Genomic DNA, 15417 nt, shown 5'->3' on the forward strand with positions numbered 1-15417 from the left:
TTTAGGGTCGGTGCAAGCGGGCATAAGAAAACGGGAAGCTGCGCTGATAAAGGCAGCTTCCCGTTATCGGGAGTTCATTTAATTCGGGGAATCTATTCGCCGGGCCAGGTTTCCGTAACGACCTTTCGGGCAGCTTCGAAGTCGACCTGCCTTCCCGATTCGCTCAGTGCCGCGCCCAGCGCGCCGAGCGACGACTGGACCACGCCCCGTGTGGCATCGATGCCGTAGTGATTGACTCGGATCATCTCCTTGGACAGCGCACCGCCGCCCGCGATCAACGGCAGCGACGGGTCGGCGGCCAGCGCCTTCGCGACCACCTCGGACGCGTCCACCCCGGCGGGGACGCGCAGCGTCGTGGCCACCGGCGCGGCGTCGCGTGCCGCGTGGACGTACGGCTCCAGGCCGCCGCCCAGCGCGATCGCACCCGCGCGCGTGGCCGAAGCCGCGGCGCGGTGCCTGGCCATCAGCACGTCGAGACCTTCCGCCTCGATACGCTCCACGCACGCCTCCAGCGCCAGCATCTCCAGCTGCGCGGGCGCGTGCAGCAGCGCCTTGCGGCCGCCGTCGATCCACCGCTCCTTCCAGTCCAGGAGGGAGAGGTACGAACGGCGCGGAGCGGCCGGATTGGCGGCCATCCGCTCCCAGGCGCGCTCGCTCACCGACACTGCCGAGACGCCGGCCGGGCCGCCCATCGCCTTCTGCGCGCCGATCACGCACAGGTCCACGCCCCACGCGTCGGGCAGCAGCGGCTCGGCGCCCACCGAGGCGACCGCGTCGAGCATGAAGAGGGCGCCGTGGGCCCGTACGACCTCACCGATTTCCGCGACCGGGTTCGTGTTGCCGGTCGCGGCCTCCGCGTGCACCAGCGAGACGAAGTCGATCTCCGGGTGCTCGTCGAGCGCCTGCCCGATCTGCTCGGCGGTGACCGCCGTGTGGAACGGGACGGCCAGGTCGAAGACCGCCGCGCCGCAGTCGCGCAGCCAGTTCCCGAAGGTCTGCCCGTACGGCCCGGTCACCACGTTCAGCGCGGCCGAGCCGGGACGGGCGCCGCCGCGGATGCAGCCTTCGAGGGGAAGCAGCGCCTCGCCCTGCATGATGACCACGTCCTGCTCGGTGGAGAGCAGCGAGGCGACCCGGCGTTCGATGGCCGCGAAGTGCGCGGCGGTCAGCGGGGCCAGGTCCAGAAGCGGATGTGTCACGGCGGAGCTCTCTTCGGATCAGTGTTCGGTCTCTCCGGGCCGAGCGTAGTCGCCCCCTCGTAGAGTGCTGCGCATGAGTGATCACACGGTGCTGCGGGTGAGGGGACGGGTGCTCGCGGGGCCCGACGACGTACGGGACGGACTGTGGGCCGTGGACGGCAGGATCACGTACGAACGGCCCGCCGGCGTACGTGACGCGCAGGTCGTCGAGGGATGGGCGCTGCCCGGTCTGGTCGACGCGCACTGCCACGTAGGGCTCGACCGGCACGGCCCGGTCGACGAGGCCACCAGCGAGAAGCAGGCGATCACCGACCGGGAGGCGGGCACGCTGCTGATCCGCGACGCCGGGTCGCCGTCCGACACCCGCTGGATCGACGACCGCGCCGACCTCCCGAAGATCATCAGGGCGGGCCGGCACATCGCCCGTACCCGTCGCTACATCCGTGACTTCGCCCATGAGATCGAGCCCGGAGACCTCGTCGCGTACGTCGCGCGGGAGGCCCGGCGCGGCGACGGCTGGGTCAAGCTCGTCGGCGACTGGATCGACCGGGAGACCGGGGACCTGGGCGCGTGCTGGCCGCGCGGCGAGGTCGAGGCGGCCATCGCCGAGGCGCACCGGCTCGGCGCCCGGGTCACCGCGCACTGCTTCGCCGAGGACTCGCTGCGCGACCTCGTCGAGGCGGGCATCGACTGCGTCGAGCACGCCACGGGCCTGACCGAGGACACCATTCCGCTCTTCGCCGAACGCGGTGTCGCGATCGTGCCGACCCTGGTCAACATCGCGACGTTCCCGCATCTCGCGGACGGCGGTGAGGCGAAGTTCCCGCGCTGGTCGGCGCACATGCGGCAGTTGTACGAGCGCCGGTACGACACGGTGCGCGCGGCGTACGACGCGGGCGTGCCCGTCTTCGTCGGCACGGACGCGGGCGGCTCGCTGGCCCACGGCCTGGTGGCGGACGAGGTCGCCGAACTCGTGAAGGCGGGCATCCCGGCCCTGGACGCGCTGTCGGCGACGGCGTGGGGGGCGCGCGAGTGGCTCGGGCGCCCCTTGCTGGAGGAGGGTGCCCCCGCCGACCTGGTGGTGTACGACGAGGACCCGCGCGCGGACGTGCGCGTACTGGCGGCGCCGCGGCGGATCATCCTGAACGGGCGGATCGTCGGTTGACGGGAGCTGACGGGAACGGGCGCGAACGTCCGTGCCCGGAGACCCGGCGGATTCGAATGCGGGCTCGGAAGACCCCCTTTGGAGTGAACTGACTCCAGGTAGCTGACCGTTCACTCGAAGTGCGTAAGGATTCCCGTGTCTCAGCCGCCGGCGCCCGCGTGTCCCCGTGGAGTGCGCCGGGCGGCGCCGTGTCACTTGTGGGGGTTCCACCACCTTGAACAGCACCATCTTCAGCATGCCCGCACGCCGGTCCGCAGCCGCCGCGGCGGCCCTCGCGCTGACCGCGGGTCCCGCCGCCCTGCTCGCCGCCGCTCCGGCGGCGCACGCCACCGAGGGCGGCGGCGAGGGGAAGGCGAGCGCCGTCGTGCTCCGTACCGGGCTCGACGTGTCCCTGCTCAACAAGAGCGTCAATGTGCCGCTCACGACCACCCTCAACGAGGTGAACGCCCCGGCGAGCGCGGAGAAGACCGCGCTGACGGTCCGGCTGGACGGCGTGGAACAGGGCAGGCCGGTCAGCGTACTGCGCGCCGACGTGGCCACGGCGAAGGCGGCGGCCGACGCGCACAGGGCCGAGGGCTACACCAACCTCGCGCACGCCAGGGTGCATGTGCCGGGGCTGCCGCTGCTCTCGCTCATCGAGGTCGAGAAGGTCACGTCGAAGGCGCTGTGCGAGGCGGGCAGGCAGCCCGTGGCCGAGTCGAACGTGCTCGGTGCGGTGACCGTGCTCGGCAGGAAGGTCACGCTGTCGGCGGGCGGGCCGACGCGGGTCGACGTGCCTGCCGTGGGCGTGGTGACGCTCGACCTGTCGAAGACGCACACCACCTCGCGCACGGCCGCGGCCACGGCGCTCGAACTGAAGGTGTCGGTGAATCCGCTGAAGCTGAACGTCGCCGAGGTCGAGGGCACGGTAACGCTGGCGGGAGCGACGTGCGAGTCACCGAAGCCGCCCAAGGCTCCGGTGGCGGTGGAGAGTCCGGCGGAGGAGAAGCCGGCGGCGGAGAAGCCCGCGGAGAAGCCGAAGGAGGCTCCGGCCCCGGACGTGAAGCCCCAGACGGCGGCCGAGGCGAACCTCGCCGAGACCGGCGGCGACTCCACGACGCCGTACCTGGCGGGCGGCGCGGGCCTGCTGCTGGCGGCCGGCGCCGGCGCCCTGGCGGTGGCCCGCACCCGCCGCGCCCGTAACCGGGCCTGACGGCCGGGGCCTTCGCCCCTGACCTCTGACCCCTGACCCCGGGCCCCTGCCTGTCCTCTCGCCCCCGGCCCCCGCTTCCCGGGCCCCGCCCGCCGAACGGGCTGAAAGCCGCCGCACACGGCGGTGCCGAGCCCGCCCGGCGGGCGGGGGCGTGTCCGCGGGGCGTCGGGGCCGGGGCAGGGGCCGGTCGGGTCAGTGCGCGACCAGCGTCAGCGCCTGGTCCAGCGCCTGGAGGAACCGGCCGGTCGTGGCCCGGTCGCGCACCGCGAGCCGCAGCCACTGCGGCCCGAGCCCCGGGAACGTGTCCCCCCGCCGCACCGCGAAGCCCAGCCCCCGCAGGCGCAGCCGTACCTCGTCGGCCCGTTCCATCCGTACGAGGACGAAGGGGCCCTCGGCCGCCTCCACCACCCGCACCTCCTCGAACTCCGCCAGACCGGCCAGCAGATGCGTCCGGTCGGCGGCCACCTGCCGCGCCGCCCGCGTCGCCTCCGCGAGCGCTGCCGGCGCCACGCACGCCTCCGCGGCGGTCAGCGCCGGCGTCGACACCGGCCACAGCGGCTGCGCCCGCTCCAGCGCCGCGACCGTCTCCGGGTCGGCCAGGACGTATCCGATGCGCAGTCCGGCGAGGCCCCACGTCTTGGTGAGGCTGCGCAGCACCACCAGGCCGGGTACGTCCGTACGCCCCGCCAGCGCCTGCGGCTCGCCCGGCACCGCGTCCATGAACGCCTCGTCGACCACCAGCGTCCGTCCCGGACGCGCGAGCCGGGCGACGGCCTCCGCCGGGTGGAGCACGGACGTGGGGTTGGTCGGGTTGCCGATCACCACCAGGTCGGCGTCCTCGGGGACGGCCGCCGGATCCAGCCGGAAGCCGTCCTCCTCGCGCAGCAGCACCCGCCCGACCTCGTGCCCCGCGTCACGCAGCGCCGCCTCCGGCTCCGTGAACTGCGGGTGCACGACGACGGGCCGGCGCACCGCGAGCGCGCGAGCGAGCAGCACGAACGCCTCCGCGGCGCCCGCCGTCAGCAGCACCCGCTCCACCGGCAGCCCGTGCCGCCGCGCCACCGCCGCGCGCGCGGCCCGTCCGTCCGGGTAGGCCGCGAGTGTGTCCAGGGACGCGGCGACGCGGGCCTTGAGCCAGGCCGGGGGAGTGTCCGCCCGTACGTTGACCGCGAGGTCGGTCAGATCACCCCCGCGGACCTCGGCGTCCCCGTGGTGACGCAGGTCGTGAGTGGTGTCAGTGGGCGTGCGCATGGTGGTGCCCGTGCCCGTGTCCGTGGCCGTGTCCGTCGTCGTCGGGGTGGAAGTGCGGCTGCTGCGGCGCCCCCACCTTGTCCTCGAAGCCGGGCAGGGCGATGCGGTAGACGCAGGAGTCGCAGTTCATGCGCAGGTCGCCCTTGACGGCTTCCTGGTAACGCTCCATCACGAGGTCCATCAACTCCTCGGTGGGGCCGATCACATCGGCCGAACGCACCCCGGTCTCCGGGTGCGCCCCGGCCCAGTCCCGCGTCTGCTGCCGCACCCGGTCCGGCAGGATCCCGGTGAAGAGGAAGTACGGCAGGACCACGATGTGCTTGGCCCCCAGCTTCGTGCAGCGGTCGAGTCCGCTCGGCACGTCGGGCGCGGCGAGTGAGACGAACGCGGTTTCCACCCCCGCGTACCCGCGTCCCTCCCAGAACAGTCGCGCCGCCTTGTGCACCTCGGCATTGGCGTCCGGGTCGGTGGAGCCGCGCCCCACGAGCAACACGGTCACCTCGGAGCGGTCCAGGTCACCGAGCACCTCGTCGACCCGCCGCTCCAGCACGGCCAGCAGGCCCGGGTGCGGACCGAGCGGGCGGCCGTAGGTGTACGAGATCCCGGGGTGGCGCTCCTTCTCGCGGGTCAGCGCCGCCGGTATGTCGCCCTTGGCGTGCCCCGCGGAGACCAGCATCAGGGGAACGGCCGCGAAGCGCGTGACGCCCCGCTCGACCAGACCGGCGACGGCGTCGCCGAGCGGCGGCGGGGACAGCTCGATGAAACCGCCGGCGACGGGCAGTCCGGGGTGACGCCTGCCCAGTTCCTCGACGAAGTCGCGGAACGCTCCGGCTCCGGCGTCGTCGCGGGTGCCGTGGCCGGCGATGAGCAGTGCGGGCGCGGTGGTCACGCTTTCTCCTTGGTGAGGGGGGTGTAGAGCAGGGCGTTCAGCGCGGCCGCTGCGACCGCCGAACCACCCTTCTCCGAAACATTGCTGACGGCCGGCAGTCCGCTCTCGCGCAGCGCCGCCTTGGACTCGGCCGCCCCGACGAAGCCGACGGGCAGCCCGATGACGAGCGCGGGCTCGGCGTCCAGGAGCAGCAGCTCCTCCAGTGCGGTGGGCGCACAGCCGATCACCCACAGGGCGCCGGGCCCGACCTGCTCGTACGCCAGTCTGATCGCGTGGGCGCTGCGGGTCAGGTCCGGGCCCGCCTTCGCCTCCTTCAACCGGCACACGGTCTCGCGCCGGGTGATCCCCGCCGCGACCATCTCCACGTCCACGACGACCGGCGCACCGGCGTGCAGCGCGGCGTGCGCGGTCTCCAGCGTGCGCTCGTCGCAGACCAGGTCGGTGGCGTACTCCAGATCCGCCGCGGAGTGGATGACCCGCTCCACGACGGCCCGCGTCAGCGGCGCGAAGTGCGACGTGTCGAGGCGCGAGCGCAGGCGCCGGAAGGACTCCCGCTCGATGGGGTGGACGATCCTGTCCGTGGTCTTCGTGGTGTTCGTCGTCATCACGAACCCTCCGTCTGCCAGCGGTAGCCGCGCGGCGTCACCATGCGGCCCGCGATCTCGCGGGCGGCGGTGTTGCCGACGACCACGACGGTCATCATGTCGACGGTCGCCGGGTCGAGCGCGGCGAGCGTGGTGAGGCGGCTCGTGCCGTCCGGGCGCGAGGCGTTGCGTACGACACCGACGGGCGTCGTGGGTTCGCGGTGCTCCGCGAGGATCGACAGCGCCTTGGGGAGCTGCCAGTCACGGCCCCGGCTGCGGGGGTTGTAGAACGTCACGACGATGTCGGCCTCCGCCGCGGCCCGTACGCGCCGCTCGATGACCTCCCAGGGCGTGTGCAGGTCGGAGAGGCTGATCGAGACGTGGTCGTGGCCGAGCGGGGCGCCCAGGATCGCGGCGGCGGCGAGCGCCGCCGTCACCCCCGGTACGCCGACGACGTCGATGTCGTCGCTCGCCTCGGCCAGCGCGGGCGACGCCATGGCGTACACGCCCGCGTCCCCCGACCCGATCAGCGCGACCGCGTGCCCGGCGCGGGCCTCGGCGACGGCGGTACGGGCCCGCTCCTCCTCGGCGCCCAGCCCCGACTCCAGGACGCGCGTCCCCGGCCGCAGCAGGTCGCGGATCTGGTCGACGTACTGGTCGAGCCCGACGAGCACCGAGGCCCGCCGGATCTCCTCACGGGCGCGCGGCGTCAGCAGATCGCGGGCGCCGGGCCCGAGCCCGACGACCGCGAGCCGTCCGCGCGGCCGTCTGCGCACGACGGCGCAGGTGGCCATCGCCGCCCGCCCCTCGGGGGCCGACTTCCGCTTCGGTACGAGGAGTTCGCCCCCGCCGGCGAGCGCCGCGGCCTCCGCCACGGAGGGCGTCCCGACGGCGGCGAGCGGAGCCCCCGAGGGGTTCGGCACGTCGATACGGGCCAGCTCCTCGGCGGCGTACGTCTCCAGCGGCACCCCGAGCCGGGCCGCCGCCTCCACGATCCCGGCCTCGTCGGCCTTGGCGTCGACGGTCGCGAGCGCGGCGACGGACCGCACCGAGAGCCCGGCGTCCGCCAGCGTCTCCTCGACGAGCCCGGACACCTCGTCGGCGGAGGCGCCCCTGCTGGCTCCCACGCCGACCACCAGGGACGGTGGCCGCAGCACGACCTCCCGGTCCCCGATGCCGACGAGCCGGTCGGTGACGCGCAGCACGGCGGGCCCCCGCTCTTCCGCGGGCCCGGCAGCGGCCGAGGCCGCCTCCGCGAGGACGCCGGCCGCGACGGTCGCGGCCATGGCGCCGGGCAGCCCTCCCACGGGCACGGCGGCGGCAGCGGCCGCCTCGGCCATGCCCACCTCCGCCCCGGCTCCGGCGAACTCCGCGCCGTCGGCCCGCTCTGCGTCCCCGGCCCCGGTGAGCCCCGCGTCGTCGGCGCCCGGCGTCCGGCCGTCACCCGCCGCCGCGTCCGCCGGCGCCACATTCGCCGGCAGCGGCGGCAGCGGCCACACCGCGTCCGCCGCCAGCGTGACCGGTTCGCCGTCCAGGACCGCCCGGGTCACGGCGGCCGTGGCGCCCTCGACGGGCCAGCCCAGCGTGTCCAGGCCCGGCACGTCCGTGGCGTCCGTCGCCGTCGTGATCACCGGGGCGCAGCCCAGCACCCCCGACACGGCGAGCGCCAGTTCGTTCGCGCCGCCGCCGTGGCCGCCCAGGAGCGACACCGCGTGGCGCTGCGCCTCGTCGACGCAGACGACACCCGGGTCGGACGCCTTGTCCGCGAGGAGCGGGGCGACCAGCCGGACGACCGCGCCCGTCGCGAGGAAGCACACCAACTGCTCGCACTCCGCGAAGGCGCGCCCGACCGCCTCCCGCACCGGGCCGTCGTACACCTGCGTACGGCCGGGCCAGGCCGCGGCCAGCCGGTCGCGGGCCACGGCGCCTGCCGCCGTGGCGGAGATGAGGCCGATCACTGAACTGCTCCTTCACTTGCCGGTTCCGCGGGGCGGTGGCCCCACAGCAGAAAGACAGGGTTGGCGGCCGCGAGCCGGGTCACGTCCCCGGGCAGCGGCGCGAGCCGCGACGACTGCAGCAGTACGCCCTCGGGTTCGAACCCGGCGGACGCGAGCGCCGCCCGTACCGCCGGCACCCGGTCGAGCGCCGCCAGCGCGACCACGACCGTGCGCCGGGCCCGCCGCGCGCACGCCGCGACGATGGCGGGCAGCTCGCCGCCGCCGCCGCCGACGAACACCGCGTCGGGATCGGGCAGCCGGGACAGCACCGTCGGCGCCGCGCCGTGCACGGTCTGCACGTCGACCCCGTGCGCGGCGGCGTTCGCCCGGACGCGCTCCACACCGTCGGAGGTCTTCTCCACGGCCACCGCGGCCGCCCCCAGCCGCGCGCACTCCACCGCCACGGACCCCGATCCCGCCCCGACGTCCCACACCAGGTCGCCCAGGCGCGGGCCGAGCCGGGCGAGCGCCAGCGCCCGTACCTCGAACTTCGTGATCATCGAGTCGCGGTGTTCGAACGCGGCCTCGGGCAGCGCCCACCGGCCGGGCCCGCCGCCCCGCCCCGCGACCGTCCGCTGCGCCGGCGCCAGCGCCCGCGACTCGTCCAGGCACACGACGACGCTGACCGCCGCCGGCCAGTCGCGCGCCGCCGCCTCGCCGGGGGAGAGGCGCTCGACGCTCTCGCCCCCGGCGGGATCGCCGAGCGCGGACGCGACGACGAGGGTGCGCGGAATGCCGGTACGGGCCAGGGCGGCGCCCAGCTCGGCGGGCCCGGCGCCGGGCCCGGTCAGGACGGCCGTCTTGGGGTGCGCACGGCACACGTTCACGGCGGTCCGCAGCTCCCGCCCGTGCGCGCTGACGACGACCGCGTCGTCCCACGGCAGCCCGAGCCGCGCGAACGCGACCGCGACGGAGGGCGTCCCCGGGCGTACGTCCAGCGCGTCCGCCCCGAACCGCTCGGCCAGCGCCCGTACGATCCCGAAGAAACCGGGATCCCCGGAGGCCAGCACCACGACCCCGGCGTCCGCGCGGTCCGCCCGCCCGGCCAGGTGCTCCGCGACCGCGTCCAGCGCGGGCGCGAGCGGCCCGAGCACCACCCGGGTCACGCCGTCGGGCAGTCCGGCGGCGTCCAGATGGCGCCGGCCCCCGACGACGAGCCCGGCGGCGTCCAGCGCCGTACGGGCGTCGGGGGCCAGGGGCGCGCCCGTTCCCGTACCGACAACAGTGATCATGACCCGGACTTCTCCGCGCTCACTCCACTCACGTCCGCGGACTTCTGCGCAGCGCGCAGCGCCGCCCGCGCGGTGCGGTCGGCCCGCCGGAACCCGTGGAAGTGACCGGGGTGGTAGAGGTGCGAGCGCGTACCGGACGCGGAGAGCGCCGGGCCCACCAGGAAGAGCGTGTGCTTCCAGAGCTTGTGCTCCTTCACGGTCTCCTCCAGCGTGGCGACGGTGCACCGCAGCACCAACTCCTCCGGCCAGGTGACCTGGTACGCGATGACGACCGGCGTGTCCGTCGGATAGCCGCCCTCCAGCAGCTCCGCCGTCAGCTGCCCGGACCGGGCGGCCGACAGGAAGACCGCCATCGTCGTGCCGTGCCGCGCGAACTCCCGCACCTCCTCACCGGGCGGCATCGGCGTCTTGCCGCCGCCCAGACGGGTCAGGATCACGGACTGCGCGACCTCGGGGATCGTCAGCTCGCGCTGCGCGATCGCGGCGACCGCCGAGAACGACGAGACGCCCGGCACGATCTCGACGTCCAGGCCGAGTTCCGCACACCGGTCGACCTGCTCCTGCGTACCGCCCCACAGGGCGGGGTCGCCGGAGTGCACGCGGGCCACCTTCAGCCCGTCCCGCAGCGCCCGCTCGTACACCGCGACGACGTCCTCCAGGGACATCGCGGCGGAGTCGAGGATCTCGGCGCCCTCACGCGCGTGCTCCAGGATCTCGGCCTGTACGAGGCTCGCCGCCCAGATCACGACGTCGGCGTCGGCGATGGCGCGCGCGGCACGGAAGGTCAGCAGGTCGGCGGCACCGGGCCCGGCGCCGACGAAGGTCACCTTGCCGGTGGGGGCATCGGCCATGAGTGGGGGTCCTCTCGGGATTTACGGGGTTCAGGGGAGTCAGGGGGTGAAGACGGGCGCGATCACGGATGGGCGCGGCAGGGGCAGGCAATCGAGCGGCAGGAGGTCAATCGACCGGCAAGAGCGCATGACGGTGTTCGTCGCGCCCGGCGCGGGCGAGGGGCGCGTGCCCCGGGCCGGGCCGACGGCAGCGGCGGCGACGGCCGGTCACCGCCCGGCGGACGGAACCGCGACCGGCGCGGCCCTCGTCCGGCCGGTGGCGGGCCTCGCGCACCGGGCTCACAACTTGCCCCCGCGACCGCCGTCACGCCGCGCGGGCGCGATGAGCGTGGAGAGGTACGGCAGAGCCCCGTCCTCCTCCAGCTCGGCGGCGGGCCGGATCGATTCCCCGGGCAGCCCGAGCGCCGATCCCCACACCGCGTCCTCGGTACGTCCCGTCTCGCGCAGCGCGGTCGCCACCTCGCCCGCGAGCCGGCCGAACTTGTACGCCACGACCGTCCCGGGCCCCTCCAGGGCCTCCTTGAGCACGGCGGCCCCGGCGGTCACGGGAACGAGCGTCAGCGGCTCGGTCCCCTCCGTCAGCACGGCCCCGCTGCGGGCGGCCAGATCCTGCATGGCGGTGATGCCCGGCACGGTCACCACGTCGGTCCCCGGCACCAGGCCGCTGATCGTCTGCGCGAGATACGTGAACGTCGAGTAGACGTTGGGGTCACCGATCGTCGCGAACGCCACCGAGCCGTGCGCCCGCAGCAGTTCGGCGACCCGCGCCCCGGCCGCGTCCCAGGCGGCCTCGCGCCGCGACCGGTCCTCGCGCTCGTTGAGCGCGAAGACGACCCGGACGACCTTCGCCGCATCGACGTAATGCAGCACGGTCGCCTCGGCACGCCCGCGTTCGCCGCTGTCCATCACGGGAACGACCACGACAGCCGCGTCCCGCAGGGCATTGACGCCCTTCACGGTCACCAGCTCGGGATCGCCGGGCCCGACACCGACACCGGTCAGTTTCGTGCTCGTCCCGCTCGTCCCGCTCATTCCGCACACCTCTCGACGAATCTCTTGGCCATGCCCGGCTCGGCGGCCCAGTGGGTGTGCAGGTAACTCGCGTGCACACCCTGTTGTACGAACCCTTCGACCCGCCGCTCGGGCAGGTGCATCCCCCAGGCGGGGGCCGGACCCGCCGCGGGCTCGATCACCGTCCGGTGGAACTCGTGTCCCCGCAGCCGGGTCCCGACGGCGGCCAGCGAGCTCTCGGAGACCGCGACCGCCTCGCGGTACCCCAGCGTCAGCCGCTGCGACATCCGCGCCTCTCCGTCGAGAACGCCGCACATGGGCTGTCCGTCGAGGGACCGCGAGAGGTAGAGCAGCCCGGCGCACTCGGCGGCGACGGGCGCCCCGGACGAGGCCAGTCCGGCAACGGCCCTGCGCAACGGCTCGTTACCGGACAGCTCAGGTGCGTACACCTCGGGAAACCCGCCGCCGATGACGAGACCGCGCGTCCCCTCGGGCAGCCGCTCGTCCCGGAGCGGGTCGAACGGCACGACCTCGGCGCCGGCGGCGCGGAGCAGTTCGCCGTGTTCGGCGTACGAGAAGGTGAACGCGGCCCCGGACGCGACGGCGACCACCGGCCGCCCGCCCGTCGGCCGCCCGCTCGCCTGCCGCCCGCCCGCCGCGCCCGCGACCTCCTCCGCCGCGTCCCACGCGTCCACGCCGAGCTGCGGCGCGCTGCGCGCCAGGGCCAGCAACGCGTCCAGGTCACAGCCCGCCCGCACCTGCTCCGCCAGCGCCGCGACCGCGTCGACCGCCTCCGCCCGCCGCTCGGCCACCGGCACCAGACCGAGGTGGCGCGAGGGCGTCCGCACCTGCTGGGCCCGCCGCAGCGCGCCCAGCACCGGCACCCCCGACTCGTCCAGCGCCTCCCGCAGCAACTCCTCGTGCCGCGCGGACCCCACCTTGTTCAGGATCACGCCCCCGATCCGCACCTCCGGATCCCAGGACGCGAACCCGTGCACCAGCGCCGCCACCGACCGCGACTGCGACGAGGCGTCGACGACGAGCACCACCGGAGCCCGCAGCACCTTCGCGATCTGCGCGGTGGACGCCAGTTCGCCCTGCCCGGAAGCACCGTCGTACATCCCCATCACGCCCTCGACGACGGCGACGTCGCACCCGGCCGCACCGTGCGCGAAGAGCGGCGCGATCAGCTCCGTACCGCACAGGTACGCGTCGAGGTTCCGCCCCGGCCGGCCGGTGGCCAGCGCGTGGTACCCGGGGTCGATGTAGTCGGGCCCCACCTTGTGCGGCGACACGGCGAGCCCGGCCGCCGCGAAGGCGGCCATCAGCCCGGTCGCGACCGTGGTCTTCCCACTGCCCGACGACGGAGCGGCGACGACGAGACGTGCTACCACTCGATGCCCCGCTGCCCCTTCTGGCCCGCGTCCATCGGGTGCTTGACCTTCGACATGTCCGTCACCAGGTCGGCGGCCTCGACGAGCTTCTCCGGGGCGTTGCGCCCGGTGATCACGACGTGCTGGGTCCCGGGCCGGTCGCGCAGCACCTCGACCACCTCGTCGGTGTCCACCCAGCCCCAGTGCATCGGGTACGCGAACTCGTCGAGCACGTAGAGCTTGTACGTCTCGGCGGCCAGGTCCCGCTTGACCTGCTCCCACCCCTCGCGCGCCGCCGCCTCGTTGTCGAGCTGCGCGTCGCGCTGGACCCAGGACCAGCCCTCGCCCATCTTGTGCCAGGCGACGGACCCGCCCTCGCCACTGGCGCCCAGCACCTTCAGCGCGTTCTCCTCGCCGACCTTCCACTTCGCCGACTTGACGAACTGGAACACCCCGATCGGCCACCCCTGGTTCCAGGCGCGCAGCGCCAGCCCGAAGGCGGCGGTCGACTTGCCCTTGCCCACCCCCGTGTGCACGACGACGAGCGGCCGGTTGCGCCGCTGGCGCGTGGTGAGACCGTCGTCCGGCACGACGCTCGGCTGTCCCTGTGGCATCAGGCTGCCCTCCTGCTGTTCGTTCCCTGTACGTTCTTGACGAGCCCGGCGATGCTGTCGGCCCGCAGTTCGTCGAGCGTGACGGCCGTGCCGCCCAGATCCCGCGCCAGCTCACCGGCCAGCCCGAGCCGCACCGGCCCGGACTCGCAGTCGACGACCACCGAGGCGACGCCCTCCACCTCGTGCAGCCGGGCCGCGCGCGCCGCCAGAGCCAGCGGCTCGGGGCCGCCCGTCGCCCGTCCGTCGGTCACGACCACCAGCAGCGGACGCCGCGAGGGATCCCGCAACCGCTCCACCCGCAGCACGTCGTGTGCCTTCAGCAGCCCCGCGGACAGCGGCGTACGCCCACCGGTCGGCAGCGTCTCCAGCCGGACGGCGGCCGCGTCGACGGACGAGGTGGGCGGAAGCACCAGCTCCGCGTCCTTCCCCCGGAACGTCACCATCCCGACCTTGTCCCGCCGCTGGTAGGCGTCGAGCAGCAGCGACAGCACGGCGCCCTTCACCGCGCTCATCCGCTGCCGGGCCGCCATCGACCCGGAGGCGTCCACGACGAACAGCACGAGGTTCCCCTCGCGCCCCTCCCGCGTCGCCTGCCGCAGATCGTCCCGCCGTACGACCAGCCCGCGCCCACTGCGCCCGCGCGCCCGCTGGTGCGGCGCGGCGGCCTGCACGGTCGCCGCCAGGTGCAGTTTGGTGAGCGCCCCTTGCGGCCGCCGGGCCCCGGTCGTACGACCGTGCTCGGTGCGCGCACGGGACCGGCGCCCGGCCGCCCCCTCGCCCAGCCCCGGCACGCTCAGCGTCTTCGTACGGAACGGCTCCCCGGCCCGCGCGGCCGCCTGCTCGCCGCCGGACCCGGCAGGAGCCGGCTGCCCCTCGCCGGCCTCCGGCTCGGCCTCACCGGGCTGGCCCTGGTCCGGCGCGTCGGACGAATTGTCGCCGTCGCCGTCGCCGTCGCCGTCGCCGTCGCCGTCGCCCTGAGGCGGCTGCCCGCCCCCGCCGGGCCCGTCCGGATCCGGATCGTCGTCGTCCGGCCCGCTGTTCTGCTCCAGCGTGTCGTCGAGCTTGTCCTCGTCCAGACCCGGCGCGTCGAAGGGATTGCGCCGCCGCCGGTGCGGCAGCGCGAGCAGCGCGGCCTGCCGTACGTCCTCGGCGAGCACGTCGGTGCGCCCCGCCCAGGCCGCCAGCGCGGTCGCCGTACGGGCCATCACGATGTCCGCCCGCATCCCGTCGACCTCGAAGGCCGCACAGGTGGCGGCGATCTGCCGCAACGCGCCGTCACCGAGCCGCACTTCGGGCAGCAGCGCCCGCGCGGCCACGATCCGGGCGCGCAGCGCGGCCTCCTCGCCGGCCCACCGCGCGGCGAAGGCGGCGGGATCGTCGTCGTACGCGAGCCTGCGCCGTACGACCTCCACCCGCTGATCGGTCTCCCGGGAGGCGGACACCTCCACGGTCAGCCCGAACCGGTCCAGCAACTGCGGCCGCAGTTCGCCCTCTTCGGGGTTCATGGTCCCGACGAGCAGGAAGCGCGCGGCGTGCCGTACGGACACCCCTTCCCGCTCGACGTACGACGCGCCCATGGCGGCGGCGTCCAGCAGCAGGTCGACCAAGTGGTCGTGCAGCAGGTTCACTTCATCGACGTACAGGATCCCGCGATGGGCGTCGGCGAGCAGGCCCGGCTCGAACGCCTTCACGCCCTCGGCCAGCGCCCGCTCGATGTCGAGCGCGCCGACCAGCCGGTCCTCGGAGGCGCCGACGGGCAGCTCGACCGTCCGCGCCGGGCGCGACACACCGCCCCCCGCCTCGTGCGGCCCGTCCGGGCACGCCGGGTCGGGGGACCCGGGGTCGCAGGAGAACCTGCACCCGGCGACCACGGCCACCTCCGGCATCAGCGCCGCCAGGGCGCGCACGGCGGTCGACTTGGCGGTGCCCTTCTCGCCGCGCACGAGCACACCGCCGACGGCGGGCGAGACGGCGTTCAGCAGCAGGCCGAGCCGCAGGTCGTCCTGCCCGACGATCGCGGTGAAGGGGTACGGCGTACTCACGAGGAAACCTCCGCATC

At 74.7% G+C, this 15417-nt stretch carries 13 protein-coding genes; 2 read left to right on the forward strand and 11 right to left on the reverse strand.

All coding sequences use genetic code 11. The features are described 5' to 3' along the window. Window positions 1-92: 92 nt before the first annotated feature. Window positions 93-1199 carry a pyridoxal-phosphate-dependent aminotransferase family protein gene (locus BN1555_RS24810; protein ID WP_093801445.1) on the reverse strand — a complete coding sequence of 369 codons (1107 nt, stop codon included), beginning with the start codon at window positions 1197-1199 and terminating at the stop codon, window positions 93-95. Window positions 1200-1272: 73 nt separating this feature from the next. On the opposite strand from BN1555_RS24810, the gene BN1555_RS24815 reads away from it, so the two are divergent. Beyond that, window positions 1273-2364 carry an amidohydrolase family protein gene (locus BN1555_RS24815; RefSeq protein WP_093801446.1) on the forward strand — a complete coding sequence of 364 codons (1092 nt, stop codon included), beginning with the start codon at window positions 1273-1275 and terminating at the stop codon, window positions 2362-2364. A gap of 235 nt (window positions 2365-2599) precedes the next feature. Then, on the forward strand, window positions 2600-3556 hold the full coding sequence (locus BN1555_RS24820) for an SCO1860 family LAETG-anchored protein (RefSeq protein WP_107081131.1): 957 nt from the start codon (window positions 2600-2602) through the stop codon (window positions 3554-3556). Window positions 3557-3748: 192 nt separating this feature from the next. Here the strand turns inward: BN1555_RS24820 and cobC are convergent, their stop codons facing one another. From cobC to BN1555_RS24870, 10 genes are all read right to left on the reverse strand, one after another. Then, complete coding sequence (cobC, locus tag BN1555_RS24825; RefSeq protein ID WP_093801448.1) at window positions 3749-4807, reverse strand: Rv2231c family histidinol phosphate aminotransferase CobC; 1059 nt, start codon at window positions 4805-4807, stop codon at window positions 3749-3751. After that, window positions 4791-5696, reverse strand: coding sequence for a sirohydrochlorin chelatase (locus tag BN1555_RS24830; RefSeq protein WP_093801449.1), 906 nt, complete (start codon window positions 5694-5696; stop codon window positions 4791-4793). The genes cobC and BN1555_RS24830 overlap by 17 nt, the downstream gene beginning before the upstream one ends. Next, window positions 5693-6301, reverse strand: coding sequence for a precorrin-8X methylmutase (locus BN1555_RS24835; protein ID WP_093801450.1), 609 nt, complete (start codon window positions 6299-6301; stop codon window positions 5693-5695). The genes BN1555_RS24830 and BN1555_RS24835 overlap by 4 nt, the downstream gene beginning before the upstream one ends. Further along, the gene (cobJ, locus tag BN1555_RS24840; protein ID WP_093801451.1) at window positions 6301-8238 is read right to left on the reverse strand and encodes a precorrin-3B C(17)-methyltransferase; all 1938 of its coding nucleotides are present in this window, start codon (window positions 8236-8238) and stop codon (window positions 6301-6303) included. The genes BN1555_RS24835 and cobJ overlap by 1 nt, the downstream gene beginning before the upstream one ends. After that, a complete protein-coding gene (gene cbiE / locus BN1555_RS24845; protein WP_093801452.1) occupies window positions 8235-9509 on the reverse strand; it encodes a precorrin-6y C5,15-methyltransferase (decarboxylating) subunit CbiE in 1275 nt (424 codons plus the stop codon). Before cbiE ends, cobJ begins: the two co-directional genes overlap by 4 nt. After that, window positions 9506-10360, reverse strand: a complete 855-nt coding sequence (cobM, locus tag BN1555_RS24850; protein WP_093801453.1) for a precorrin-4 C(11)-methyltransferase — start codon at window positions 10358-10360, stop codon at window positions 9506-9508. Before cobM ends, cbiE begins: the two co-directional genes overlap by 4 nt. A 279-nt stretch (window positions 10361-10639) precedes the next feature. Then, window positions 10640-11392 (reverse strand): precorrin-2 C(20)-methyltransferase, encoded by a 753-nt coding sequence (gene cobI, locus BN1555_RS24855; RefSeq protein WP_093801454.1) that lies wholly within the window; start codon window positions 11390-11392, stop codon window positions 10640-10642. After that, window positions 11389-12765 carry a cobyrinic acid a,c-diamide synthase CobB gene (locus BN1555_RS24860; RefSeq protein WP_093801455.1) on the reverse strand — a complete coding sequence of 459 codons (1377 nt, stop codon included), beginning with the start codon at window positions 12763-12765 and terminating at the stop codon, window positions 11389-11391. Before BN1555_RS24860 ends, cobI begins: the two co-directional genes overlap by 4 nt. Further along, window positions 12759-13358 carry a cob(I)yrinic acid a,c-diamide adenosyltransferase gene (cobO, locus tag BN1555_RS24865; protein ID WP_093801456.1) on the reverse strand — a complete coding sequence of 200 codons (600 nt, stop codon included), beginning with the start codon at window positions 13356-13358 and terminating at the stop codon, window positions 12759-12761. Before cobO ends, BN1555_RS24860 begins: the two co-directional genes overlap by 7 nt. Beyond that, on the reverse strand, window positions 13358-15400 hold the full coding sequence (locus BN1555_RS24870; protein ID WP_093801457.1) for a putative cobaltochelatase: 2043 nt from the start codon (window positions 15398-15400) through the stop codon (window positions 13358-13360). The genes cobO and BN1555_RS24870 overlap by 1 nt, the downstream gene beginning before the upstream one ends. Window positions 15401-15417: the final 17 nt, after the last annotated feature.

Origin of the sequence: Streptomyces sp. Wb2n-11, assembly GCF_001049855.1 — a bacterium.
Taxonomy (GTDB): domain Bacteria; phylum Actinomycetota; class Actinomycetes; order Streptomycetales; family Streptomycetaceae; genus Streptomyces; species Streptomyces altiplanensis.

What these genes read in the sequence shown, in the direction of transcription:
- cobI (WP_093801454.1), bottom strand. Translation starts at nt 11,392, where the DNA reads ATGAGCGGGACGAGCGGGACGAGCACGAAACTGACCGGTGTCGGTGTC.
- cobO (WP_093801456.1), bottom strand. Translation starts at nt 13,358, where the DNA reads ATGCCACAGGGACAGCCGAGCGTCGTGCCGGACGACGGTCTCACCACG.
- cobC (WP_093801448.1), bottom strand. Translation starts at nt 4,807, where the DNA reads ATGCGCACGCCCACTGACACCACTCACGACCTGCGTCACCACGGGGAC.
- BN1555_RS24820 (WP_107081131.1), top strand. Translation starts at nt 2,600, where the DNA reads ATGCCCGCACGCCGGTCCGCAGCCGCCGCGGCGGCCCTCGCGCTGACC.
- cobM (WP_093801453.1), bottom strand. Translation starts at nt 10,360, where the DNA reads ATGGCCGATGCCCCCACCGGCAAGGTGACCTTCGTCGGCGCCGGGCCC.
- BN1555_RS24835 (WP_093801450.1), bottom strand. Translation starts at nt 6,301, where the DNA reads ATGACGACGAACACCACGAAGACCACGGACAGGATCGTCCACCCCATC.
- BN1555_RS24815 (WP_093801446.1), top strand. Translation starts at nt 1,273, where the DNA reads ATGAGTGATCACACGGTGCTGCGGGTGAGGGGACGGGTGCTCGCGGGG.
- cbiE (WP_093801452.1), bottom strand. Translation starts at nt 9,509, where the DNA reads ATGATCACTGTTGTCGGTACGGGAACGGGCGCGCCCCTGGCCCCCGAC.